This is a genomic window from Microtetraspora sp. NBRC 16547 (assembly GCF_030268965.1).
GTDB lineage: Bacteria > Actinomycetota > Actinomycetes > Streptosporangiales > Streptosporangiaceae > Microtetraspora.
Map to the genome: position 1 here is coordinate 39,737 of NZ_BSSE01000034.1, position 24,283 is coordinate 64,019.

The window sequence follows — 24,283 nt, forward strand, 5'->3', positions numbered from 1 at the left end:
CCGATCGCACACCGCGGAATATCTGCGCCGCGATCTGGGACGACCCCTCTAGGTCATGTTTCGTGGATCTTTTTGGCCTACTGCGGTCGCCCAGATGGCGCCTCGCGGCGTTGTCGTCGTCGGCCGGAGGCTCCGCTCCGACCTCCTTCTCCGCCTTGCGACGCATCCATCTGGCCGATCCTCGCTACGGCAAAGATCCACGAAACACTCCCTAGGGCACCTTGATCCAGGTGTTGCCGATGAGGTCGTCCTTGGTGATCTCGTCCAGGTAGTCCTGGGTGCTGCCGGTGTAGTCGAGCGTCACGGGCGCCCAGTAGTGCCCCGCCCGGAACTTCCCGCGATAGCTGGACTTGATCCACACGTTGAACGACATGGTGATCGTGCTGTGGTTGAGGGAGCGGATCACGCAGTACACCGCGTAGTTCCCCGCGGAGTTGCGCTTCTGGGTGCCGCACTTGGCGCCCCGTGGCTTGGTCACGAAGCGGACTCTCGGTGAGATGCCACGGGGCAGGTCCGTCTCCAGAACCAGCGCCTCGTCCACCATCTGGTCGGGGTGGGTGACCTTGTAGGTGAAGCGGGCGGGCCCGCCTCTCCTGATCGCCGAGGGGTAGGTCACCTTCACCTTGGTCGTACGTCGCGCGACCTGGGCGTCGGTGGTGGCAGCGGCGTTGGCGGGTGTGGGGGACACGAGGAAAGTCGCCATCAGGCAGGTGGCGGCCACAAGGATTCTGCGCATGATCGCTCTCAGCTGGGGGAAAGTCGTTTCGCTGGTGCGCTTCCACGATCACAAGAGCGCATGCCCAGAGCAAGCCCTTTTCGGCTGTTCGTTCTGATTCGTCCCCCGCCCCGGCGGGGTGCTCAGCCGGTCAGGTAGCGCTGCAATGTCGGGGCGATCCACTCGATGACCTCCTCGCGGGACAGCGCCACGATCGGTGGAAGGCACAGGACGTAGCGGCACAGGGCCATGCCGAGGATCTGGCTGGCGGCGAGCCCCGCCCGCAGGGCGGCCTCGGCGGGGGTGCGGCAGCCCGGCATGGCGACCGGGGCGAGTTGGGTCGCGAAGATGGTGCGCATGTGCTCGGCCGGCATGCACAGCACGGTTCGCGAGCAGGTGGGCATCGGCTTCACCGGCGGGCGGTATGCCGAGTCGTTCACCCTGGCCGACGTACGGCTCAGCGGCGGACTCCCGGGCGACGAGGTCCTGCTCTACTTCGCGCAGGAAGGGTTGATGGTGGTGGCGCCACTGCCGGACGGGACGTTCCGGATCGTCGCAACCCTGGACGAGGCCCCGGCGGAGCCGGACGCGGCCTTCGTGCAGGCCCTGCTTGACTCCCGGGGGCCGTCAAGGGTCCGTCCGGTCGTACGGGAGGTCGTGTGGGGCTCGAGGTTCCGGATTCACCACCGCGTGGCTGACACCTACCGTGTGGGACGTGTGCTCCTCGCAGGAGACGCGGCGCACGTCCACAGCCCCGCCGGAGGCCAAGGGATGAACGCCGGCATCCTGGACGCCGTGGCGCTCGGAGAGGCGCTGGCGGCCGTCCTGGGCGGCGCTGAGGGGGCACTGGACGCGTACAGCGACTCTCGCCGTCCCGCGGCCGTGAAGGTCGTCTCTCTGGCCGACCGGCTCACCCGGCTGGCCACGATGAGGAAGGGCATGCGTCCGCTCCGGAACCTGGCGCTGCGGGCGGTGAGCCCGATCCTGCGCCGCGAACTCGCGCGGCGGCTCTCGGGCCTCGTGTATCGGTGAGACCGCCTACAGGGTGCCCTCAGCCCCGGGAAAGCGTGAGTGGAAAACGCGAAGGCGGGACCCGCTGGACGCGGACCCCGCCTTCGACGGTGTTTCAGAGATCAGAGCGCACGGACGTTGGACGCCTGCGGACCCTTCGGACCAGAGGTCACCTCGAACTCGACCCGCTGGCCGTCCTCGAGGTTGCGGTAGCCGCTGCCGGTGATCGCCGAGAAGTGGACGAAGACGTCCGGCTCCCCACCGTCCGGTGCGATGAAGCCGAAGCCCTTCTCAGCGTTGAACCACTTGACGGTTCCCTGAGCCATTAATGCTCTCCCTAAGGAAGTGAATCTTGGGGCTCACACCTCGTGAACCCCGGTGTGTCGCACAGCTCCCCGGGTGGCTCATACAGTCAAGCTGGCTTTCGCTACGGGAACAGCTAATACAACGCCATCACATCTAACACTATGACGCCGGTGGGTGTTCCACGTCCGGGGGAAGATTTCTCCCGTCTTCATCCCCGAGGACGGACGCGGGTACAACAGCGTGCAAACTAGAGGCTGCTATGACCAGCCCCCGCCTCGTCGCCACGGACCTGGACGGCACCGCCCTGCGGGCCGACGGGACCGTCTCCGCGCGCACCGCCGCCGCCTTCGCCCTCGTGGAGGAGGCCGGAGGGACGCTCGTCTTCGTCACCGGACGGCCGCCCCGCTGGATGCACAGCGTGGCGGGAGCCGTACGCCATCGAGGGCTGTCGATCTGCGCCAACGGGGCGCTCGTCTACGACCTGCACACCGAGCGGATCGTCGAGTCCCGCATGATCGACCCCGACGCCCTGGATGAGTCCGTCCGCCGCCTGCGTGAACACCTGCCCGAGCTGGTCTTCGCCGTCGAGTACGAGGGCGGTTACGCGCATGAGTCCGACTTCCCCATCGACGGAGCGGACGTCAGGATCGCGGCCGGGCTGCGGGTGGGGCTGTACACGCTGACCTCGCGGCCGTGCGCCAAACTGCTCGCCGAGCATCCGACGATGGATCCGGACGAGCTCTACCGGCTGTCGGTCACCCTTGTGGGCGATCTGGTGACCCCGACGCACTCCAGCGGCCGGGCGCTGATCGAGATGAGCGCCCACGGCGTCACGAAGGCGTCGGCGCTCGCCGTGCTGGCCGAAGAGCTCGGGATCATGCGGCACGAGGTCGTGGCGTTCGGCGACATGCCGAACGACCTGCCCATGCTGGCCTGGGCCGGGACGTCGTACGCGGTGGCCAACGCCCACCCTGAGGTGCTGGCCGCCGTCGATCATGTGACGACGGCCAACAACGACGACGGAGTCGCCCGGATTTTGGAATCTCTTTACCGATAACGGCTTACAGGTAGGGCCCCGAGGCGCGGTGGTGCTGGTCGTCCTGCCCCTGCGACATGCCGCCGGGGAGGGCGCGGCGCATCTGCTCCAACTGGGCTCGTGCGGCCATCTGCTGGGCGAACAACGTGGTCTGAATGCCGTGGAAGAGTCCCTCAAGCCATCCGACGAGCTGCGCGTGCGCCACCCGGAGCTCCGCGTCCGAGGGCGGCGCACCGTGGTCGTCGGTGAACGGCAGCGACAGCCGCTCCAGCTCGTCGACGAGCTCGGGCGCGAGACCGTCCTCCAGCTCCTTTACGGAACTTTCATGGATTTCTTTGAGGCGCTTGCGGCTCGCCTCGTCCAAGGGAGCGGCGCGCACTTCCTCGAGGAGTTGGCGGATCATGCTGCCGATGCGCATGACCTTCGCCGGCTGCTCCACGAGGTCGGCGACCGAGCGCTCCTCGTGCGCGCCGTTCTCGCCGGAAACGGACAAGCCGTCGGGCCCCACGACCACGATCTGCGGCGTGCTCTCGTCTGCGTTCATCGGCCGCTCATCACTCCTCGTCCGCGTCGGGCTCGGTCGGTACTCATGCGTTTAAACCTAACTCACCGAACCAGGAGGATTTTGCCGATGTGCTCCCCTGATTCCAGCATCCGGTGCGCCTCGGCGGCCTCACGCATCGGCACGCTGGCGTAGATCACCGGCTTGATCGCGCCCGCGCTGATCAGAGGCCAGACGTCGTTGACGACTCCCCTGCAGATGGCGCCCTTCTCGTCCACCGGCCGGGCGCGCAGGCCCGCCGCCGAGATCGACGCTCGCTTGGCCAGGAGCTTGCCGAGATCCAGCTCGCCGATCCTTCCGCCCTGCATTCCGATCACCACGAGGCGGCCGCCGACCGCCAGGGCGTCCAGGTTCTTCTTCAGGTACGCCGCGCCGACGATGTCAAGGATCACGTCGGCCTTCTTGACCGAGAAATCCTCCTCGCGGTAGTTCAGGGCCTCGTCGGCGCCGAGCTCCAGGCACTGCCGTACCTTCTCGGCCGAGCCCGCCGTCGCGATCACGCGGGAGCCGTATGCCTTGGCGAGCTGGATGGCCAGGGTGCCGATGCCGCTCGTGCCTCCGTGGACCAGCAGGGTCTCGCCCTTGCGGAGGCGGGCGCCCATGAAGACGTTCGACCAGACCGTGCAGGCGACCTCCGGCAGCCCGGCCGCCTCCAGCGGTGACACCCCCACCGGGACGGGCATGACCTGCTGCCACGGAACGGCCACGCGCTCCGCGTACCCTCCGCCGACGAGGAGTGCGCAGACCCGGTCCCCCGGCTGGAAGCCCTCCACGTCGGCACCGACCTCGATCACCGTTCCGGAGCACTCCAGGCCGGGAATCTCCGAGGCGCCTTTCGGCGGGGGATAGAAGCCCTGGCGCTGGAGGACGTCCGCGCGGTTGACGGCGGAAGCGGCCACGTCGATGACCACATCGCCTCGCGCGGGCTCCGGATCGGGGACTTCCTGCCAGTCCAAAACCTCCGGACCACCGGGCTCCGTAATTACGATCGCGCGCATGGGACCAAAGTAGCGGGGCCGCGAACTCGGCGGTTGCCCGCATTCGCTGCATTAGAGGGCGCTAATCTGCAATGTGTTTGCTGCCCCTTTAGCCCAGCCCGAGGGGGAACACGGTGGCAAGGCACGATCGTGAGGATCCCCACTCTCTCGAGGACCAGCTCGCCTGGCTCGACGCGATCAAGGAGATGCCCGACGAGGTGGACATCGCGGTCAGCGCGGTGACCTCGGCATCCCTCGCGTCGTCTCCGGTCACGGAGCCCGAGGTGCCTTCGCCGTACCCTCAGGACCCCTGGCGTTCGGTGCCGTCCGAGCCCGCCTCCCAGGCGCTGTTCCGTACGGCGGCGGATCCCGCGTACGGCGCCACGGTCGCTGTGACCTCGACGGACACGGCGGCGGACGCCGAGCCTGGAGTCGCCACCGGGCTCGCCGGGTCTTCCGAGCTCTCTGCGGCCGCCGGGTCTTCTGAGCTCTCCGGGGCCGCCGGGCCTGCTGGGCTTTCGGGATCCGGTGGTGCTTCGGGACTTTCCGGGCTTTCTGGGTCTTCGGGGCTTTCCGGTGACGGCGCGCAGCCCGGCTTCCCCGGTACGCCTCCGGCAAGCCTGGGGCGGGGCCCGCTGTTCCAGGAGTCCCCCGTCGACACCGATCCCTTCAACGTGGGGGTGCTCGGGGAGGGGGCTCCGTACAAGGAGCACCACACGCAGCCGGTCCGGTTCTCGACAGGGGAACACAGCATCGAGGATCTCCGATCCGAAGAAGGCGGATCCGAGGAACATGCTCTGGGCGGCCCGACCCCGTCCTGGCCGGAGGTGCCCAAGGCCGAAGAGCCGGTCCGCGGGTGGCTTGAGCCGGCGGTGCCGGTCGAGACGGACGGCTCCTCCGCGTTCTCGGGTTCCAGGTCCTCTGGCCCCGCTTCCCCTGATGTGGGATCCTCCAGCTCTGCTTCCTCTGGTCTGGAATCCTCTGGCTCCCTGTCATCCGGTCCTGGATCCTCAGGCTCGGCGTCCCCTGGCTCTGGGTTCTCCGGGGCGGGGTCTTCCGGCTTCGGGACCGCTGATTCCGGGGACTCCGGCTCTGACGTCAGGCAGCCCTTCTCCGGCGGCCTGATCGGCGCGGTGACCGAGCGTTTCACCGGCCCCCTCCCGGAGGAGGTGCCGGCCGAGGAGCTCAAGCCGTACGAGGGGGATCAGCCGTTCGCGGGTTCTCTGCGCGAGGATCTGGCACCGGGGCAAGGGTTCGGGGCCTTTTCGGGCGAGGAGCCCGGCGGGCAGCCTTTCGGTGGCATCTCGGGCGGGGACGCGTCGTCCGGCACGCCGTTCGGCGGATCGTTGCGCGAGGACCTGGCACCTGGACAGTTCTTCGGCGGCTCGCCGCGTGAGGACCTGACGCCCGGTCAGGGGTTCGGTGCCCCGTCGCGTGAGGGGTCCCCCGCTCAGCCGTTCGGGGGCTCCCTGCGGGACGACCTGGCGCCGGCTCAGTCATTCGGCACCGGCCCGAACGCGAACCCCCTGCCTGACCAGCGGTTCGACGGGGCTTCGCGAGAGGAGCCCCCGGTGGCCGACACCTCCCCCGAGGGGCAGGCGCCGGAGGAGCGTGAGCCTTACCAGCCCCGGCGCAGGCAGGCTCCGCAGGTCACCACGTTCGGCGCTCCGGGGCGTGCGAGCAGGGCGACGGCCGGAAGCAAGCCGTCCGTGGACAGCCTCGACCCGGGCAGCCTGCTCAAGGGCCGCAGAAACGCGCCCGCGCGCGGATGGCGCCGGTTCGTCTACAAGGCGTCCGGGGGCTGGATCAAGCCGGGCGAGGCTCCGGACGTCCGGCGGCGGCGCGAGCTGCTCGCCCGCGCCCGAACCCCCGTCGCTGCCGGGCACCACCGGGTGGCCGTGCTCAGCCTGAAGGGAGGCGTGGGCAAGACCACCACGACCGTCGGTCTCGGGGCCACGCTCGCCCAGATCCGCGGTGACCGCGTGATCGCCGTGGACGCCAACCCCGATCGTGGAACGCTCTCGGACAAGGTCGAGCTGGAGACCTCGGCGACCGTGCGTGACCTCCTCAACGAGCGTGGGCAGATCAAGCGGTACGTCGACATCCGGGCGTTCACGTCCCAGGCGCCGTCGCGGCTGGAGATCCTTGCGTCCGATCGCGACCCCTCGGTGTCGGAGGCGTTCAGCGCGGGCGACTACCAGGCGGTGGCGCAGGTCCTGGAGAACTTCTACTCGATCTGCATCACCGACTGTGGCACGGGCCTGCTCCATTCGGCGATGTCGGGCGTCCTCGACCTGGCGGACCAGCTTGTGCTGGTCAGCTCACCGTCGGTCGACGGCGCGAGGGCGGCCTCAGCCACCCTGGACTGGCTGGAGGCGCACAACCACGCGGAACTCGTCAGGGCGGCGACCGTGGTGCTGTGCAGCGTACGGCCGCGGTCGAAGTCGGCCGTCGACCTCGACCGGCTGGAGTCCCATTTCGCGGCCCGTTGCCGTTCCGTGGTCCGCGTTCCGTACGACCCGCACCTGGAGGAGGGGGCGGAGATCGACCTGGACCGGCTGCTGGAGCCGACCCGAGAGGCGTACCTCCGGCTCGCCGCCGCGGTGGGCGACGGCTTCGCCGGACCCCAGGCGCTGACGGAGCGCCGGTACTCCGAGATCCCCGACCAGATCTGACGCTTGGAGATCATCTTCTGTCGCGGACACCCGGCGCGCGATGAGAGACTATGGTGATGTTCTGTGCCTTGGCGCACCGACCAGGAGAGCTCGCCTAGTGGACGATGGCGGCGGTCTTGAAAACCGCTAGGGGCTTGACGCTCCTCGTGGGTTCGAATCCCACGCTCTCCGCTCCCACCTCCGAAAACGGCGTCTGACCAGCGGTTTCGCTACGGTCAGACGCCGTTTATCGTTCCCCGCCATGTGCAGCCCTACGCCACCCTGAGCCACCCTCGGCCGCTGTTCCCGGGATATATCCGGGATCGATCTTGAGGTGTAGCCGCATGCGCAGAATTTGTCCCAGGGGACCGCTCACCCAGGACGCCACACTGGCAGCCGCACCGCAAGATCGTGACGTCCACGTGTCAAGAATGCTCTCCGTCAAGCTTGACATGAGATCACCTTGCGTGGCTTGATCGTATGAATTCTCGCACTGGTGAACGAATATTGGAGGCCATCATGCTGTTAGCGCGACGCCCTGACCGCGCTCCGTCATCGCCTGCACCTGCGGTCTTCCGATTAGCCCGCCGGCTGCTCACCCTCAGCACCGTTCCGATCATGGTAGCGGGCCTGGTCGTGACCCAGGCGCCCGCCGCCACCGCGGCCGACTCCAAGACAGACCTCGGCGTGTCCCTTCCTTTCTACAGGCGAGGCGGTGATGTGGCCGCGGGCCACGACAAGATCTTCGTCTCTGCCGGCGACCGTGTCATCGTCGCCGACACCCAGGGCTCCATCACCGACACCATCACGGGCCTCCCGGGCGTGACGGAGCTCGCCCTGGCGGCCGATGGCTCCCGCCTTTACGCGGCGGTTGAGGGTTCGAACCAGGTGGCCGAGATCAGCACCGATTCCCTCGCCATCACCCGGCGGATCGACCTGACCGCGTATCCGTGCCCGTCGACCCTGTCCCTGTCGGGCAGCCGGCTCTACGTCGGTTACGGTTGCAGCACCCACGCGAGCGGCGCCGTCAGCCTCGACGTGTCGGCGGCGGAGCCGGAGTACACCCAGATCGTGACAGGGCTGCACAGCCCTCCCCTGGTGGCCGCTGCGGGGCGGACTCTGGTGGTTGGCGACACCAACCTCACGTACGGCAACCTCAACATCTACGACGTGTCGGGCGCCACCGTCAACCTCCGCGCGGTCGTCATCGGCTCCACCTACCGACTGGCCAATCTGCAGGACCTCGCCCTCACCGCGGACGGCGCCACCTTGTTCACCGCCTTCGGCTTCCCGTACCAATTCGATAGCTGGGACACGGCCACAGCGGCCCATGTCCGCAGCTACGGCGCGCAGTCGTATTCTCATGCCGTCGCGATCAGCCCGGACGGTGCCCATGTGGTGGGCGGAAGGTCACGCGGTACGCCCGTCGCAATGTTCGACGTGGCCACGGGGGAAGAGACGTTCGCCTACCGGAACCCGGCCGACGAGGTGCTCCCGGGAGGCCTCGCCATCTCTGGTACCACCGTCTTCGCCGTGCTGAGAGACTTGTCAGACCGGCTCCACCTGGCGCGGCTGCCCGATGTCACGCTCGCCGCGTCCTCGCTCAGCCTGACAGCTCCGTCCACGTCGACAGTGCTCGACCCGCTCACACTGACCGGCCGCCTCACCTTGTCGGACGGCTCGGCCCCTGGCGTGCAACCCCTGGCGGTCACCCGTCAACGGTCCGACGGCACCGTGGTGTCCCTCCCCAGGGTGACCACCGCCGAGGATGGCACGTTCACCATCACCGACGCCCCGCAGGTCGTCGAGGCGCTCAGGTACGACGTCACCTGGGACGGCAATTCGTCCTTCCGGTGGAGCAGAGCCTGGGCGTGGACCACGGTGGTCAAGCGCAAGTCCTCGCTCACCGTGACGCCTCCGTCCACGGCGACCGCGCTCGACCCGCTCACACTGACCGGCCGCCTCACCCTGTCGGGCGGATCGGCCCCCAGCACGCAACGCCTGGCGGTATCCCGCATCCTTCCTGGCGGCACCGAAACGCCCTTCACAGAGGTGACGACCGCCGAGGACGGCACATTCACCGTCACCGACACCTCGCCGGTGGGTGGGATTGTCTACTACAAGGTGCGCTGGGGCGGGAACTCCATCTACGAGCCGAGCCAGGACGGGAGTAACCTGCTGGTGGCCAAACGCCAGACGACCCTCACCGTGTCGGGACCCGAGAAAGCGGTCGCCAACAAGCAACTCGAGTTCAGCGGTGAACTGGACGGCGGTGGCCAGCTTCCTTCACCGAACGCCGTACTTACTGTGCACCGCACCGTTGTCAACCACAAGGGCACCATCACGAGCCTGCTGCGGAATGTGACGGCCTCCGATGACGGGTCGTTCAGCTTCACCGATACGCCCAGCGGGGGCGGCGAATACACGTACAGCGTCAAGTGGGCCGGCGACAAAACGTATTCGGCCGTGGAGGGCGCCCACGTAGTCACGGTTCGAGGGCAGCTCGGCTAAGCAACGGAGCCGCTCAGCCGAGAAGCGCCGGTGACCCGGGTGGCTGCCTCGCCGCCCGGGTCGCCTGTCGCTCCGGGGTCTTCGCCCGCTACCGTCACCCGAGTTCATCCATAGGGCAGGGGAACGGCCTGCTCGTCGCAGCCCGCGTTACGCCCCGTCCCATAGCCCGGCGTCAAGTATGGACGCGCCCGGAACGGGCCAGACGACCGTGAACAGCGTCCACCCAGGGTTCCACGGGGCGTCTCAACTGCTCGGTCAGGGGCGTGTGGCCGGTGGCGCATATGCGGTGGCGCGACGTCCTGTCACTTGCAACAAGCCCTGCAGCACAACACCGAGCATCATGCCGAGGCCCTTCCACCCACGGGTGATCGCTAGCTTAGAGCTTCCTCGATTCGACGATTGGCGCGGGATGATCTTCGCTGGCCAGCCGCCTTCGCATGACTAAGCCGCAGGTCAGGACCGGTACGGGCGGAGGAGCCGTAGTGCTCTGAAAACCGCTAGGGGCTTGACGCTCCTCGTGGGTTCGAATCCCACGCTCTCCGCGCCCACCTCCGAAAACGGCGTCTGACCAGCGGTTTCGCTACGGTCGGACGCCGTTGATCGTTTCCGCCGTGTCCAGCCATACGCCACCCTGAGCAGCCCTCAGCTGCTGTCCACGTTATATTCACAGGATGATCTTGACGCGATCTGCCCAGGTCAGGCATTCGTTGATCAAGGTGAGCGCTTGTTGAACGAGTCCGCCAGTGGCGCTGCGTGCATACCAAACGAATCCCGCTCGGAAGAGCTGTGCGGCGCCAGTTCGGGTGAAAACACCGCTAGGAATAGGCCGGTCTGGAAAGTGTGTCTAATGAGACTGCAGCTCTAGGCGGTATCGCCAGCATTCGCCTCGTCCGCCCCCTTCTGGGTGTTGGCGGGTGACGGAGCGTGCTCGCGAGGTAGCGTGCGAAGTGCCCTCTCCGCCAACGTATCTTCTCCCTGCTCAACTAGGCGCCCAGGGGTTATCAAGAGAGGCGGGCCAGGCCGCTGTCGGGGCAGATGTTGCGGGGCTGACGACCTTGCCGGGGCCAGGACGCCGGTGGGTAATGAAGACCGGGCCGCGGGTGCGGCCTTTGAGCAGGCGAGGGAGCAGCTGGGCGGTGTCGGCGTCCCAGTAGACGGTCTCCAGCACGAAGTCCTCCCGCGCCTGGCCGCGGCGGCGGATCTTGGCGCGCGCTCTTGGCCTTCACCCGAGCCTGCCGGGCGGTCGGCAGCGTCCCGTGAACTCGTTTCCTGATTCGTGTGAAAGACGGGCGACACTACTTCCTTTGGAAGGCCCGACCACATGCCCCTCAGTACGACCCTGTCTGACGCCGCCCTGATCGAACGGTCGTGGCGAGATCCCGAGGATTTCGCCTTGCTGTTCGACAGGCACGCAAGACACATCCACCGTTATGTGGCCCGCCGGCTCGGCGACGACACGGTCGACGACGTCGTCTCCGAGACGTTCCTCGCCGCGTTCAGGCAGCGCCGCGACTACGACACCGCCCGCCCGGAGGCCCTCCCCTGGTTGTACGGCATCACGACCAACTTCATCCGCCGGCATCAACGCGCCGAGCTACACCGCTATAAGGCGTACTCGAAAATGGGCGTGCTTCCCGACGCCGACGACGCCGCGGAACAAGCTCTTGAGCGGGCGAGCGCGCATGCCGTACGCCGCCCTCTCGCCCGGGCGCTCGCCTCACTGAAGGCCCGCGACCGCGACGTCCTCTTACTCGTGGCCTGGGCCGACCTCACCTACGAGGAGGTCGCCGACGCCCTGTCCATCCCGATCGGAACAGTCCGTTCCCGCCTCAACCGCGCGCGGGCCATCGTCCGCAACGCCCTCGGCAGCACCGACCCCACGATGGAGCAGGCCTCATGAACGAACTGACCGACCTGACCGAACTCCGCGACCTGTTCGCCGACAAGCCGCACCCCACGGCGGACCGCCTCGCCCCCGCCCGTACCGCCCTGCTGGCCGAAGCCCGCACGAAGCGCCGGCCCCGGGCCCGGGTGGCCGGCCTGCGGCGCCTGATGCTGGCAGGCGGCCTGGTCGCGGCGATGACCGCAGGAGTGATCGCCGTCCAGACGTTCAAGCCTGCCGCGCCCGCGAGCGCCGCCGAGGTGCTGAGGCTGGCGGCCGAGGCCGCGAGCGCCACCCCGTGGCCGGAACCCCGCGACGACCAGTACCTCCACTACGAGCAGATCGCGGAGTCGCGCCCCGAGAAGGGGGTTCCCGATCCCGGTCCGCGCCGCATCACGGGCGAGTTCTGGGATTCCGTCGACGGCTCCCGCCCAAGACTCAGCTGGGGCAAGCCGTCGAAGTCCCGCCCCCATCGCGGCCGCGGCGAGTACAAGGAACTCGGGCCCTGGTGTCCCGGCCACGGCCGCCCCACCTACGCCGACCTGCGTGGGTGGCCGACCGACCAGGAGCAGCTCCGGCACAAACTGGCCGAATACGGCAAGGAGATGGTCCTCAAAAAGGACACCGCGACCCAGATCTGGCGCGCCCTCGGCGTCCTCGCCCACCCGATGCCACCCAAGCTGCAGGCGGCCATCTTCAAGATCGCCGCGACCCTGCCGGGCATCGAAACGGAAGAGCTCAAGGACGCCACCGGCAAAACGGGCATCGCCGTGACCCGGGTGGACAACCTGGGCCCCGGGGGCGCCATCTCCCGCGAATCCTTCATCTTCGACAAGACCTCCTACGTCTTCCTGGGCGGCCAGGAGCTCGTGCCGGGACAAGGGCGTGAAGTCTGGTCCGTCACCCGTCCGCAGATCACCGATGAACTTCCGGCCTGGTCCAAGTCCGTGAAGCGGAGAGGCTGCGTCTGAGCCTGCTTCCCCCCCGGACGACAGGCGGGCCGCGCCGGCCGGGCTCGCCTTACCGGCTGTCCCACTACGGGGGGCGAACGTCATTCCTAAGGTCGCCGGGCTGCTGGCGCGGGCACAGGCCGAAGAGCGAGCCGGGCGCACGACGCGGGCGCGGCGGCTGCGCGCCCAGGCGGCGCGGGTGTGGGAGGCGGTGTGGGCTGGCAACCGGGCGATGCTGGCCTACTACGGGTGCCACACTGATACGGCAGTTGTAGATCGTTAGGCGCTGCAATATGGGTCACGTGGCAGAAGCAGCTGTTACCTCGTTCCACCGCCGATGGCAGGCGGCTGCCCGAGCTTGATGGCGCCGCCGCCACAGCGACCAGCGCAGGGCATGTCCGGGATCGACGTCTTGCCGGGGACATGGAAGCACGAACAGGCGGAGAAGTTTCACCAGCTCACGGCAGCTCACGGGAACGAACTCACCGTCTTGGGTGCCCGTGCTGCCGCCACGTTCCAGGCTGGTCGTGGTGGCCAGCAGCGCGTAGGCGATCATGCTGATCAGGCTCCACCGGTGCCAGGAGGTCCAGCTGGTGACCTGTCCCTGGTCCAACCCGGCCAGGCCCTTGGCGGCTTGGAACTCTTCTTCGATCCGCCATCTGCGGCACACCACGCTCACCAGCTCCCGCAGCGGGCGGGGCGTGGGTGACCAGCAGCGGTAAAAGGACAGGGTGCGGGTGTAGCGGTGACGGCGGACCAGGAGCGTGCTGTGCCCGTCCGGCTGTCCGCCGGGGATGTCGTCGGCGAGCACGTCGATCATTGCCCAGTCGTAGTGGCGGTCGCCTTTGGTGCCGCTGCCGGTCCGCAACCGCTGCCAGGACCGGGCGGGCAGGCGTTTGACCAGATCGGTGACGGTGAAGGTGCCGGCCGGGGTGGTCACCCGATGGTCGCTTTTGACGGCGACCGCATACCGGTAGCCCAGGCCGCGGACCGCGGTGCGAGTTTCCCTGCCGCCATACACCTCATCGGCGGCGACCCAGGCATCGGTGACGCCGCGCTCGCGCAGGCGGGCTTCCGCGTCGCGGTCGAGGACACCCCCACGCTCGTTGCGCTCACCGCCGAGTACGAGGAGACTGGATGCTGGATCCGGACGATTGCCCGCAAGCACGTAGCGGATTTCTCTCAGGTCGGGGGCCGTCAGCCGCCGACAGATGAGCGACTCGCTCAGCGGGCCGGAAATCGCTGGACTTACTGGGCTGCTCTTTATGTATAACCGCTTCATCGCCGACCTCGCGATCGCAACCGTACGGCTTGGCAAGCGTTTGACGGAGCTTCATCAGCTATAGGGAATACATTCTCGGTCACATGATGGCGATCGCTGAGCGGGGAAACGAAGGAAAGCATCATGGCCATCTACACCTGCACAGCCCATGAAGCGGCGCTGTCTTCTGAACAGCGTACGGTTATCGCCGCGGAGATCACCCGTATCCACTGCGCGCATACCGGTGATCGCCCCAACATGGTTTGGGTGATCTTCGAGACCCTGCCTCCCGACAGCATCTTTTCAGGCGGGAAGCCTGCGGAAAACACCGTCATAGTGGGTCTCTTTCGGGAGCGCAGTGCGGAAGTCAAAGCTCAGGTGCTGAACGAAATTTGTACGATGTACAAGAAAGTCACTGGTCTGTCCGATGACCAGCTTTGGGTATCGTTGACGGAAATCTCTTCGAGCGACGCAATGATGTTTGGCGCGCTCCTCCCTGAGGTGGGCCACGAAGACGAATGGCTGGCTAAGCTCGGTCTTCTCGATAAATAGCAGGGGCAGCGCGGACCGTCTTGGAGCGCCCCTCCATGCTGTTCGGGTGGTCGTTCAGGTGAAGGCAGGAGCGAACGGCCAGCCAGCGAATAGGGTTTCCAGGGCACCGGTTCCCGCCTGTAACGCCCGCCGCAGACCCTCCACGAATGCGCGGACGGCCTGGCCGATCTGATCAGGGACGCTCTATGGTCGTCTGCCGCACCGGCTGATGCCGATGGGGGCGCCGTACACCGATGCTCGAGGGCGGGAGCTTCCCGCCTCGCCGGGCTGGGCCGCGGAGGAGCATCGGCCACGCTCAGTACATACAGCAAAGCGCAGAGTTACGATCTCTCTGTGGCAGGCGAGAGCTATGACGTGATTGTGATCGGGACCAGCCAGGGCGGCCGGTTCCTCCCCCTCGATCTGGCGAAGGCAGGCAAGAAGGTGGCGCTCATCGAGCGCGACCACCTAGGCGGCGTCTGCGTGAACACCGGGTGCACCCCGACCAAGACGATGGTCGCCAGCGCGCGCATCGCCTATCAGGCGCGGCGCGGGGCGGAGTACGGCGTGCGGACCGGTCCGGTGTCGGTCGACCTCGCCGCCGTGCGGGAGCGCAAGCGGGGGATGGTCGCGGGCGCGCGGGAGAACTACGCGAGCCGCCTGGCGCAGGACGGGATCGACCTGATCGAAGGCGAGGCCCATTTCACGGGGCCCAAGACGGTCGAGGTCGCCCTGAGGGACGGCGGGACGCGGGGGATCAGCGCACCGGTGATCGTCATCGACACGGGCAATAGGCCCAAGCCGCTGACGATCAGCGGTGCGCAGAACGTCCCCGTCCTCGACTCAACGTCGATCATGGAGCTGGGCGTGCTCCCTGAGCACCTGATCATCCTCGGCGGGGGCTACATCGGGCTGGAGTTCGGGCAGATGTTCCGCAGGTTCGGCAGCGAGGTCACGATCGTCCAGACCGGCCCACGCCTGATGATGATCGAGGACGATGACGTCTCCGACGAGGTCGCTGCCATCTTGCGCGATGACGGGATCACGGTCCTGACTTCGGCGACGACGGACCGGGTCGAGGAGGCAGGCGGCGGACGGGTGCGGCTGACCGTTCGCACGCCGGACGGCGAGCGGCAGGTCGAGGGCTCCCACCTGCTGTCGGCCATCGGCCGCATCCCCAACACGGAGGGGCTCACGCTGGCGGCGGCCGGCATCCGGCTGCGCGACAACGGCTTCATCGAGGTCGATGAGTACCTGGAAACCTCCGTCCCCGGCGTCTACGCCGTAGGGGACGTCAAGGGCGGCCCGGCCTTCACCCACCTTTCTTACGACGATTACCGGATCCTGCACGCCAACTTGCTCGGCCGCGAGAAGGCGAGCACGCGGGGCAGGGTCGTCCCCTACACCGTGTTCATCGACCCGCAACTCGGCCGCGTCGGCATGACCGAGCGGCAGGCCAGGGAGCAAAACCGCGCGGTCCGCGTCGCGAAGCTGCCGATGAGCGCCGTCATCCGGGCCCTTGAGACCGGCGAGACGCGCGGCTTCATGAAGGCCGTCATCGACGCGCACACCCAGCAGATCCTCGGCGCCGCCGTGCTCGGCGCAGAAGGCGGCGAGATCATGTCGATCATTCAGGTCGCCATGCTGGGCAAGCTCCCGTACACCGCCATGGCGAACGCCATCTTCACGCACCCGTTGCTGGCGGAGGGCCTTAACAGCCTCTTCATGACGCTCGACGCCTGAGCGTGTCCGAGCGATCACGTGACCGCCCCGCGTCCAGGTCGTTCTTGTGGGCATGGGGCGGGCTGATCTAACAGCCCCGCGCAGAAGCCGGGACAGCCCCAGGGCAGCGGTCCGTACCGCTGGCACCAGTCGGGCAGGGCGGAAGCGCGACCGGGGGACCACACGGGATCAGGTCATCACTGCCGGCGGGGTGCTGATCAGCGGCATCGCCGTGTTGACCGGCGCGATCGGTCGCTCCATTCCGCGCTGCGTGCCACGAGCGTCCACAGGGTGACGGGCGTCCACAGGGTGACGAGCGAACCAGTCTGCCTTGTCGCCGCTGTCACTTGGTCACCGAACCACCGTGATGACACTGCCCGTGCCGGGGTAGCTTGGGGTTGTGGCCACCGGTGAAGACTAGGCCCACGTTGGTCCAGGGTCTGTTGCGGACCGGAGCTGACCCGGGAACGCCGGCATCGACCGGAGGGGCGAGGGCCAAGGCGTGATCACGCCGCCGACAGGCCGACGCCGCCGGATACTTGGCTGGTCAACGTCAAAGAGAGATTCATCGTCAACTCTGACCACAAGTTGCGACAGGACAGGACGGTCCTCGAGCCTTGAGGGGGTTCGTGGCGATGTTCGATCGATTCGAAGAGTTCGACATCTCTACCGCGGGTGCGTCGATCCATGGACGCCGAGGCGGCAACGGACCGCCTCTGCTGCTCCTGCACGGTATTCCGGAAACGCATCTGATGTGGCATCGGGTAGCACCCCGCCTTGCCGAGCGCTACACCGTCGTCGCCACCGATTTGCGTGGGTACGGCGACAGCGGCAAGCCGCCCAGTACCGCCGATCACGAGCCCTACAGCATGCGCGCGATCGGTCGTGACCAGCTCGGGGTCATGCGACATCTGGGCTACGACCAGTTCAGCATCGTGGGACACGATCGCGGGGCGCGCTGCGCCTACCGTCTCGCACTGGATCACCCGGATGCTGTTCTCCGGCTCGCCGTCATGGACGTCGTTCCCGTCGGCGACGCGTACAACCGTGCCGACAAAAACTTCAGCCTCCTCTACTGGCAATGGTCCTTCCTCGCCGCGCCAGAACCGACACCGGAACAGTTCATCAACGCGGCACCGGCCAACCTGGTCGACTTCATGCTCAACACGTGGTCCGAGGTGAAGGACGCTTTCCCAACCGAGGTACGCGGCGAGTACATCGAGAAATTCACCCACCCCGATACGGTGCACGCCATCTGCGAGGAGTTCCGCGCATCCCCAACCTTGAACTACCAGCAGGACGAGGCGGATCGCGGGAACCGGAAGATCTCCTGCCCAGTGCTCTTCCTCTGGAGCCAACGCGGTTCGGTCGCGAAACTTTACGATGATCCGCTCGCGATATGGCAGGAGTGGGCCGATGACGTTCGCGGCGGCCCGGTGCCAGTCGGTCACTTCATTCCAGAAGAGGCACCCGAGGAGACCACACGCCAACTGCTGAATTTTCTGCAGTAGCGCGGGATCGGCGCGACTGCTCGACGTGCCGGGGATTTATCGTCCATCCGCAATTTGGTGGCGCCGTCACGCTCATGCTCCAAGGTGCATGCCACTGTGGCCGCGGAGAACACGGCCTCACTGGCCCTGCTGGAGCGGGTCGGTTTCGAGCACGTCCGGGACATCGTCGAGGACGACGGTGGCATCACCCGCGTGTTGACCCGTCGTTCAGTTGGACGGTGACCGCCGAGCCTTCGCCTGGGGCGGTCAGGCGGGGCGAGCACGCGCAGCACGAATGCCGCATCATTTCAGCGCGTCGAGGCCCGCGTAGGCGCGGCAGTCCGCGTGTGTGCTCGGCAGGTTCCAGGTCCGCAGGATCTCCATGAAATTGTCCCAGCGCCACGTCTCGGGACCCAGCTCGGCCAGGACGCGTACGACCCGCTGCTGCGGCTTGGTCAGCTCCTCGAACGGCAGCAGCTGACGAGGCGCGGCTTCCTCGAACGTCAGCCGCAGCGCCGCCGTGGCCATCGAAAAGACCGCGATCTCCGAGCTACGCGACAGGCCCTCCAGGACGGCGTCGACAGACTCCGCCGGCAACCGGACGTCCAGCGCGGCCAGTGTCTGCGACGCGTAGGCGCGCCCATCGCCCTCCATGAAATGCACCCCGGGCACCACGTCCGCTTTCGGCGGGTCGACGCTGGCCGACGCCAGCGCGCCGATGATTTCGCGGTTGAGGACGCCGAGCCGGGCGAGGGCCACTGCTGCGGCCCAGCGCAGCAGCGGCTCGGGACCGCCGAGGTGCTCGCGCAGCCGCGGAATCAGCTCCACGTCCGACAGCAGCCCGGCGGAGATGATCGCGTTGGCGAGGACGCCGGTGACGGTCTCGGATCCGGGCAGGGGCCGGAGCGCGAGGACGGAATCGGCCGCTTCCTCCGGGAACCAGCCCAGCAGGTACGCCGTGGCGGACCGGATCTCCGGATCGTCGTCACCCAGCAGCCGGCGAAGGCCGGGCACCTCGGCCCGGACCGCGTCGTAGACGCCCAGCTCGTCTTGCGCGCATCGGAGCGATTCGGCGTGGTCGTAGCAGTCCCGCCGCCAGCTCCGGGCCCGCCGTTCGCCCTCGTCCTGGGCCGCCTCGACCCACTCGTCGATCTTGCGCAGCTCCTCCGCCGGGTCGGCGGCGCGCATCCGCCCGACCTCGGCCCGCCAGCCCGCGATGTCGACGCCGCGCGGCAGGTGCGCCTCGTCGTATCCGATCGCCACCGAGGCGAGCAGGTGCACGATCTCCTGCCGATCGGGTGTCGCCGCATCGACGGCGAGCTGGGCCAGGAACGGCACGGCATATGCGGTCGCCTGGTATCGGCTGCCCTGGTGGAAGATGTTGCCGTACAGCTCGCACACGGCGCGCTCGCGCTCGTCGTGAGACTCGGAGCGCAGCGCCCTCAGCAGTCCCGGAACGTCGTCCGCGGGGCCGTAGGCGTGACTCAGCGCCGCCCAGTCGATCTCGTCCAGGCCCGCCAGGACATCGCGATCACCCATGGCGTGCAGTGTGCCAGCCACCACCGACATCCCCTCACCGCGGGAATTCTCCTGCTCAGGCCGGGCCGAGCAGGTCCCAGCGGTTTCCGGCGATGTCGAGGAACACGGCGACCTGCCCGTACGGCTCGTTGCGCGGCGAGGTCACGAACTCGACGCCCGCGGCGACCATCCGCCGGTAGGCGGCGTCGAAGTCGTCCACCCGGAGGAAGAACCCCACCCTGCCGGCCACCTGGTTCCCGACGGCCTTGGCTTGCCGCTCTCCGTCGGCGCGGGCGAGCAGGATGCCGGTTTCCGCGCCCGGCGGGCGGACGATGACCCACCGTTTCGGACGGCCGTCGTTCGTCAAGGAGGGCGAGTCCTCCACCAGATCGAAGCCGAGGGCGCCGACGAAGAACTCGATGGCTTCGTCGTAGTCGTCCACGACGATCGCGAATAATTCGATCTTCACTGTCTGATCGTACGGGCGCGCGTCCGGAGCGGAAGGTCAGGCCGCCTCGCGGGAGCCAATGGCCTCACCGGCCAACACAGAGACCCGGCCACGCGGGGGCGAGTTTCCGCCTGGTCAGCTCCCGCAGTGCCCCCACGGGATGCTGGCGTAGTAGCTGGTGCTGGACGTGGTGGAGAAGGTGTGACCGAGCACCTGGACGCACTTGCCTGCCGCCTTAACGCGTACTGGCCCCGCGTAGTACTTGTAGTTACGGTCGTCCTCGTGGCGAGTGAAATTGTTGCCGGAGGTCTGGACGAGGATGGTTGCCCCTGTGTCCGTGGCGGTCCCAACAGCCACACTCTTGATCGTGACTGCGCAGTTGTAGCCTGTGGAGTTGTTGTAGAGCAAGTAAACGCGGCCGCCAGTGTTGGAGAGGCTCTGGTGCTTCAACGGCAGTGAGTCAATGACGTGGTAGCCAGAGCCGCAGATCTCCTCCGGGGTGTAAGCGGCAGCCATGGCGGGGGTTGCCAAGATGCCCATGGCACTACCTGCAACCATTACAGCGGCAATCTTGGCGGCAGCGGAGCGCACTCGCATATTCAGACCATTCTTCCTGTCAGGTCTCTTCTCGCGGACCTGCAGCATGATCGTCGGGAGTTCAGACGTTCGTCGGTACGTACGATTAAGAAAAAGGGAAGGATGGATGATCATCCGTAAACCCGGCAGCGACCGCGCCGGAGCAGGCCCGCGCGGCTGACATGTTCACCCCGGTGCACGACCACTGGTGGGTCGCGCGTCGACACCACGCGCAGCCTCGTTTGGATTATCCGGGGCACCCGGAACCCGTCAACTGCGGCTGGCCCCCGTTTGCAAGCGGGAAGTCAGCGAGCCGAAGGCATAGAGGGCGGGGGCACTTTGGGGGCACATGGCTGTGGAAAGCGCTGGCAAGCAATGACAACGAACGGAAGCGTTTCCGCAGACGCTTGTGGCTAAGAGTGAATCCGTGCAGGTAGCGAGCATGCGGAATTAGAACCCGGCCTACAGGCCGACTCGTCCGCTCCCGCCCTTCTGACCAGCGCGAAAGCGCGCGCCGGAAGGCCCGGCGCGCGCTCGCGTCCTCTTCGTTACTCGTTCGCGTAGACCAGGTGCAGCACGCCCGTGCTGAAGGTCGCCGAGCTCACCAGCTTCAGCGGGACCTTGGCCGAACCCTCGAACAACCGCTGGCCGGCGCCGAGCACGACGGGGTGCACCAACAGGTGCAGCTCGTCAAGCAGCCCCTCCGCCAGCAGCGATCGCACCAGTGTCCCGCTGCCGGTGATGCCCAGGTTCTGATCGGCCTTCAGAGCGCGCAACTGGTCATACACGTCGTCGCCACCGACCACTGTGGTGTTCTCCCAGTCGGGCTGGGTCAGCGTGTTCGACACCACGTACTTCTGGGTGCTGTTCATCTGCTTGGTCATCGGGTCGTCGGCGTCCGCGTTCGGCCAGTAGCCCGCGAACTCGTCGTACGTACGGCGGCCGAGGAGCATGGCGTCGTTGCCGCCCATGAGCGAGCCGACCGCGTTGCCCATCTCCTCGTTGAAGTAGCCGAAGTGCCACGTGTCCGGGGCCTCGGTCACGCCGTCGAGGGAGATGAACAGGCCAGACTTGATGCTTCCCATGTCAGTTCTCCTTAGGGGTCAGGCGGGCAGGCCGTTGAGCCAGACCTGCCACGCCTGGGCGGTGTCGGTGTCGGTGTTGCATGGCTTGAAAATGTGGTGCCCCAGGACGATCGAGCCGAAGTAGCCCCGGATGAAGCGGTAGAGCGCATCGGGTGTCCGAATTCCGATGGCCTGCGGGTTGACGAAGTCGACGACTCCCTCGACGGCCGGCAGCCCCGGTACGGTGGCCCGGGCCGGGTCACCGACCCGAGGCGAGGCGGAGAGACCCAGGGCCTGGTGCAGTTCGGTCCAGGCGGTTGGCCAGTCGGTCACGGGCGGCCCCGACACGTTGATCGATTGCCCGGTCAGGCCGGCGAAGTGGTTGAGGTACGCGACGAGCGTCGCGAAGTACATCGCGCCGCCGAGGCTCATGGCCTCGAACTCGGTCTCCCAGTCGTCGCCGGGCAGGAAGCCGCTCGCCACCATGCGCAGCACAGTGCTGCCCTGATCGCGCCCCTCGATGAGGTACTCGTACGCGATGAACCGTCCGTCCGGGCCATCGGTGCCGCGGTGCGCGAACCGGTGCAGCGGTTCCCACCCGGTGATGGCGGAGTCCATTGTGAACGAGCCCATCGACGTGCGGACCGTGCCGTCCGGGCCGGGCTCCACCTCGCTGCGACCCATGAACCACGAGTCGATTCCCGGGCCGGTGGCGATGGCCTCCCACACCTCCTCGACGCTCGCTCCGACCGTTGCCTCGTCGCGCTGCTCCCATTGGTGGCCCACTCAGGACTCTTTCCTGTCGTTGGCCGGTAGCTCACTGGCCGCTGTTTCGGTGGCCGCCGTCTCGGTGGCCTCTTTGTCGTCGCTTGCGGTCTGGGGGATCGACGGGTGGACGGCCACGATGACCCGGTACGCCCGGCCGCCGGCTGCCTTCTCGTCGTGGTACTTGGCGACCAGTCCAGTCACCGCGTTGGTGAGCTCCTCCGCGAAGGCGGCACGGTCGCGCGCCGTGGCGAACCGCACCTCCCCGTCAAGGGCATAGGTCGCGACCCGCTTACCGGCCTTGGTCGCCCCGGTAACGAGCGTGCCGACGTCGCGCACCAGCCGCGCGCCCACCGCCAGCAGCCAGCGCGCCGAGAGCCGGTCCGGCGACCGCGCCGGGTCCGGCTCAACCGCAGCCAGCGCCGCCGGCGAGATGACGTACGACGACGCCGTCGCCTGGAGCACCCGCTCGGTCATGTTGCCCTTGCGCCGCTCCTCGATCAGTTCGACCAGGCCGTGCCGCTCCAGCTCCCGGAGGTGGTAGTTCACCTTCTGCCGGGGCTGCCCAACACGGGCCGCGAGGCTGCTCGCCGAGCCAGGCTGGACCAGCTCGGCCAACAGCCGCGCCCGGATCGGATCCAGCGTGGCTCCCGCCGCCGCCGCGTCCTCGATCACCGCCACTTCCCACATGCCAAAAGCTTCTCAGCGACAACTCTTCTTGTCAAGACAAAATTTTCCGTCGGCTGCGCGGTAGCCCACCTCGGATGGGCAGGCCTTGGTCGTGGCGTAGGCGGCGTAGTCGTACACGCTAGGAACAGCGACCGACGCCTCCGAGCGCGGAGCACATGGCGCTGGCCAATGCGTCATGCCGAGGCGGTGGCGAGGAGGAGGAGGTGGGGAACAAGGAGATGAGGCCGATCACTCCGACGCCTGCGAACGTGGCGAGCACACCTGTGAAAAACCAGGGCCAGTGCTCTAGACGACTCCTGATTCCGGGATCGGACGATGGGTGCCCCGCCGACCATGAGGCCGGCGGGGCCGCGTATCGTCAGCCGTTCGCGGCGCGGCGTTCAGGCACTCCGGCCTTGACCAGCCGGGCCCGGCGCCGCTCGCGCAGGACGACGACGCCGAGCCGGGCGCGCTGGGCGTCCAGGAGGACCTGCCCTTTGCGCCGCAATCGTGCTGGCCGGGCATCACAGTGTTCTGGGCGAGGGACGTGAGGCGGTTTGCTCACGGGTGCCCTCGCTTATCGCACTGGCGCCTTTTCAGCGTCAGGGCTGGGCCTAGATATTGCGACCGGGGGCCGCGACGAGTTGGGCGAGGACATCGGCCGGGATGTCGAAGCCCCGGTTCTCCCTGACCTCCCTGACCTCACGCTCCCGCCGCACCTCCGGCTGGCTGATCCGAATGTTGTTGATCACGTGCTGGCGCTGACGCTGTTGCTGGCGCTGGTCCTCGCGCTGCTGCTGGTGGTTGCGGTTGTGGTTGCGGTTCCAGTTGCGGTTGCGGCTGGTGCTGACGACGGGGCGGCAGCTGGTGCAGCCGACCGACGGCGCCACCGTGACCGGCTTCGTCACCGTGACCGGCTTCGTCACCGTGACCCGCCTCGGGGCCGGCGGGGGGATGTAGCCGCCGGCCTGGACGACGGCGGCGCTCGCCGCAGTGACGGTGGTAGCGGCACCCAGCGCGACCGCCCCACCGGTCAACGCGGCGCTCACGGCGAGCAGCCCGACGAGACTCTTGAATTTGGACATGGTGATTCTCCCCCGAAAAGGAATCGATTCCTCTAGACGCTTGGGCATCTCCGCCATCCATGCCGAAGAATGCCCCGGATAGCCCTCGTTAGGACTATTTCCGCATCATCTGGATCTCCGGAACCACGCGATGACAAACGCCGCCGTACCGTTCTTAGGCAGCTCTTGTCGTGTCATTGATCAGCAGAGGCCCGAGATCGCGGTCTGACCGTGATCTGGCCGAAAGGCGCACAGTGGGATTCCGCGTGACGCCGGACTGCGACGGCTGATCATCGAAGGCGCATCGGGCGCGTCGTGGTGAAATGCCCCGCGCGCTCGCACACTCAGGAGAGGCGCCATACCAGCTCAGGTACCCCAGCGTTTCCACAGGTCGGCCAGGCAAAACAAAGAGGGCCCCGGGATGACCGGGACCCTCTGACGCTGGTGCCCCTCCCGTCAATCTTTGCCCCGTCGCGTCGCCCAGGGCGGCACCTCGCCGCGTTGTCGTCGTCGGCCGTAGGCTCCGCTACGACCTCCTCCTCCGCCTTGCGATGCACCACCCTGGACACCG

24 protein-coding genes and 1 tRNA gene are annotated in these 24,283 nt (G+C 67.5%); 11 read left to right on the forward strand and 14 right to left on the reverse strand.

Features of this window, described 5'->3' with window-relative positions; all coding sequences use genetic code 11:
* Positions 1 to 211: 211 nt before the first annotated feature.
* Together QSK17_RS31395 and QSK17_RS31400 are read right to left on the reverse strand one after the other, a co-directional pair.
* Positions 212 to 736, reverse strand: coding sequence for a hypothetical protein (locus QSK17_RS31395; RefSeq protein ID WP_285709283.1), 525 nt, complete (start codon positions 734 to 736; stop codon positions 212 to 214).
* Between the two features lie 122 nt (positions 737 to 858).
* A complete protein-coding gene (locus QSK17_RS31400) occupies positions 859 to 1,089 on the reverse strand; it encodes a TetR/AcrR family transcriptional regulator (RefSeq protein WP_285709285.1) in 231 nt (76 codons plus the stop codon).
* Here QSK17_RS31400 and QSK17_RS31405 point away from each other — a divergent pair.
* Positions 1,088 to 1,747 (forward strand): FAD-dependent monooxygenase, encoded by a 660-nt coding sequence (locus tag QSK17_RS31405; protein ID WP_285709289.1) that lies wholly within the window; start codon positions 1,088 to 1,090, stop codon positions 1,745 to 1,747. The two genes, QSK17_RS31400 and QSK17_RS31405, sit on opposite strands and share 2 nt — an antisense overlap.
* 101 nt (positions 1,748 to 1,848) lie before the next feature.
* Here QSK17_RS31405 and QSK17_RS31410 read toward each other — a convergent pair whose 3' ends face one another.
* Positions 1,849 to 2,052 carry a cold-shock protein gene (locus QSK17_RS31410; protein WP_067138340.1) on the reverse strand — a complete coding sequence of 68 codons (204 nt, stop codon included), beginning with the start codon at positions 2,050 to 2,052 and terminating at the stop codon, positions 1,849 to 1,851.
* 239 nt (positions 2,053 to 2,291) lie between these two features.
* On the opposite strand from QSK17_RS31410, the gene QSK17_RS31415 reads away from it, so the two are divergent.
* Positions 2,292 to 3,089, forward strand: a complete 798-nt coding sequence (locus QSK17_RS31415) for an HAD family hydrolase (protein ID WP_285709296.1) — start codon at positions 2,292 to 2,294, stop codon at positions 3,087 to 3,089.
* A 4-nt stretch (positions 3,090 to 3,093) separates the two neighbouring features.
* Here the strand turns inward: QSK17_RS31415 and QSK17_RS31420 are convergent, their stop codons facing one another.
* A complete protein-coding gene (locus QSK17_RS31420) occupies positions 3,094 to 3,612 on the reverse strand; it encodes a bacterial proteasome activator family protein (RefSeq protein ID WP_285709298.1) in 519 nt (172 codons plus the stop codon).
* A gap of 62 nt (positions 3,613 to 3,674) precedes the next feature.
* The gene (locus QSK17_RS31425) at positions 3,675 to 4,628 is read right to left on the reverse strand and encodes an NAD(P)H-quinone oxidoreductase (protein ID WP_285709300.1); all 954 of its coding nucleotides are present in this window, start codon (positions 4,626 to 4,628) and stop codon (positions 3,675 to 3,677) included.
* Between the two features lie 113 nt (positions 4,629 to 4,741).
* Between QSK17_RS31425 and QSK17_RS36320 the strand changes: the two genes are divergently transcribed.
* The 5 genes from QSK17_RS36320 (at position 4,742) to QSK17_RS31450 (ending at position 12,625) form a co-directional block, all read left to right on the forward strand.
* Complete coding sequence (locus QSK17_RS36320) at positions 4,742 to 7,282, forward strand: MinD/ParA family ATP-binding protein (RefSeq protein WP_352231874.1); 2,541 nt, start codon at positions 4,742 to 4,744, stop codon at positions 7,280 to 7,282.
* An 83-nt stretch (positions 7,283 to 7,365) separates the two neighbouring features.
* A tRNA-Ser gene (locus QSK17_RS31435) sits at positions 7,366 to 7,453 on the forward strand.
* A 288-nt stretch (positions 7,454 to 7,741) separates the two neighbouring features.
* Positions 7,742 to 9,772 (forward strand): hypothetical protein, encoded by a 2,031-nt coding sequence (locus tag QSK17_RS31440; protein ID WP_285709302.1) that lies wholly within the window; start codon positions 7,742 to 7,744, stop codon positions 9,770 to 9,772.
* A 1,321-nt stretch (positions 9,773 to 11,093) separates the two neighbouring features.
* Entirely contained in the window at positions 11,094 to 11,672 is a 579-nt protein-coding gene (locus QSK17_RS31445) for an RNA polymerase sigma factor (protein WP_285709303.1), read from the forward strand.
* On the forward strand, positions 11,669 to 12,625 hold the full coding sequence (locus QSK17_RS31450; RefSeq protein WP_285709305.1) for a CU044_5270 family protein: 957 nt from the start codon (positions 11,669 to 11,671) through the stop codon (positions 12,623 to 12,625). Before QSK17_RS31445 ends, QSK17_RS31450 begins: the two co-directional genes overlap by 4 nt.
* 277 nt (positions 12,626 to 12,902) lie before the next feature.
* Here QSK17_RS31450 and QSK17_RS31455 read toward each other — a convergent pair whose 3' ends face one another.
* Positions 12,903 to 13,772 carry a transposase gene (locus QSK17_RS31455; RefSeq protein WP_285709307.1) on the reverse strand — a complete coding sequence of 290 codons (870 nt, stop codon included), beginning with the start codon at positions 13,770 to 13,772 and terminating at the stop codon, positions 12,903 to 12,905.
* A 237-nt stretch (positions 13,773 to 14,009) separates the two neighbouring features.
* Here QSK17_RS31455 and QSK17_RS31460 point away from each other — a divergent pair, with 237 nt between their 5' ends.
* From QSK17_RS31460 to QSK17_RS31475, 4 genes are all read left to right on the forward strand, one after another.
* Positions 14,010 to 14,417: a tautomerase family protein gene (locus tag QSK17_RS31460; RefSeq protein ID WP_285709309.1), complete on the forward strand. Its 408-nt coding sequence runs from the start codon at positions 14,010 to 14,012 to the stop codon at positions 14,415 to 14,417.
* Between the two features lie 333 nt (positions 14,418 to 14,750).
* Positions 14,751 to 16,139, forward strand: coding sequence for a mercuric reductase (locus tag QSK17_RS31465; RefSeq protein ID WP_285709311.1), 1,389 nt, complete (start codon positions 14,751 to 14,753; stop codon positions 16,137 to 16,139).
* Positions 16,140 to 16,753: 614 nt separating this feature from the next.
* The gene (locus QSK17_RS31470) at positions 16,754 to 17,629 is read left to right on the forward strand and encodes an alpha/beta fold hydrolase (protein ID WP_285709343.1); all 876 of its coding nucleotides are present in this window, start codon (positions 16,754 to 16,756) and stop codon (positions 17,627 to 17,629) included.
* Positions 17,630 to 17,725: 96 nt separating this feature from the next.
* Positions 17,726 to 17,851 (forward strand): hypothetical protein, encoded by a 126-nt coding sequence (locus QSK17_RS31475; protein WP_285709313.1) that lies wholly within the window; start codon positions 17,726 to 17,728, stop codon positions 17,849 to 17,851.
* A 60-nt stretch (positions 17,852 to 17,911) separates the two neighbouring features.
* Here QSK17_RS31475 and QSK17_RS31480 read toward each other — a convergent pair whose 3' ends face one another.
* From QSK17_RS31480 to QSK17_RS31515, 8 genes are all read right to left on the reverse strand, one after another.
* Positions 17,912 to 19,147 (reverse strand): HEAT repeat domain-containing protein, encoded by a 1,236-nt coding sequence (locus tag QSK17_RS31480; RefSeq protein WP_285709316.1) that lies wholly within the window; start codon positions 19,145 to 19,147, stop codon positions 17,912 to 17,914.
* A gap of 55 nt (positions 19,148 to 19,202) precedes the next feature.
* Positions 19,203 to 19,595 carry a VOC family protein gene (locus QSK17_RS31485; RefSeq protein ID WP_285709318.1) on the reverse strand — a complete coding sequence of 131 codons (393 nt, stop codon included), beginning with the start codon at positions 19,593 to 19,595 and terminating at the stop codon, positions 19,203 to 19,205.
* 114 nt (positions 19,596 to 19,709) lie between these two features.
* Entirely contained in the window at positions 19,710 to 20,285 is a 576-nt protein-coding gene (locus tag QSK17_RS31490) for a hypothetical protein (protein ID WP_285709321.1), read from the reverse strand.
* 413 nt (positions 20,286 to 20,698) lie between these two features.
* The gene (locus QSK17_RS31495) at positions 20,699 to 21,235 is read right to left on the reverse strand and encodes a dihydrofolate reductase family protein (protein ID WP_285709324.1); all 537 of its coding nucleotides are present in this window, start codon (positions 21,233 to 21,235) and stop codon (positions 20,699 to 20,701) included.
* Positions 21,236 to 21,253: 18 nt separating this feature from the next.
* Positions 21,254 to 22,000 (reverse strand): SRPBCC family protein, encoded by a 747-nt coding sequence (locus tag QSK17_RS31500; protein ID WP_285709326.1) that lies wholly within the window; start codon positions 21,998 to 22,000, stop codon positions 21,254 to 21,256.
* On the reverse strand, positions 22,001 to 22,669 hold the full coding sequence (locus QSK17_RS31505) for a winged helix-turn-helix domain-containing protein (RefSeq protein WP_285709328.1): 669 nt from the start codon (positions 22,667 to 22,669) through the stop codon (positions 22,001 to 22,003). It lies immediately after the preceding gene.
* Between the two features lie 358 nt (positions 22,670 to 23,027).
* Positions 23,028 to 23,156: a hypothetical protein gene (locus tag QSK17_RS31510; protein WP_285709329.1), complete on the reverse strand. Its 129-nt coding sequence runs from the start codon at positions 23,154 to 23,156 to the stop codon at positions 23,028 to 23,030.
* A gap of 106 nt (positions 23,157 to 23,262) precedes the next feature.
* Positions 23,263 to 23,733: a hypothetical protein gene (locus QSK17_RS31515; RefSeq protein WP_285709333.1), complete on the reverse strand. Its 471-nt coding sequence runs from the start codon at positions 23,731 to 23,733 to the stop codon at positions 23,263 to 23,265.
* Positions 23,734 to 24,283: the final 550 nt, after the last annotated feature.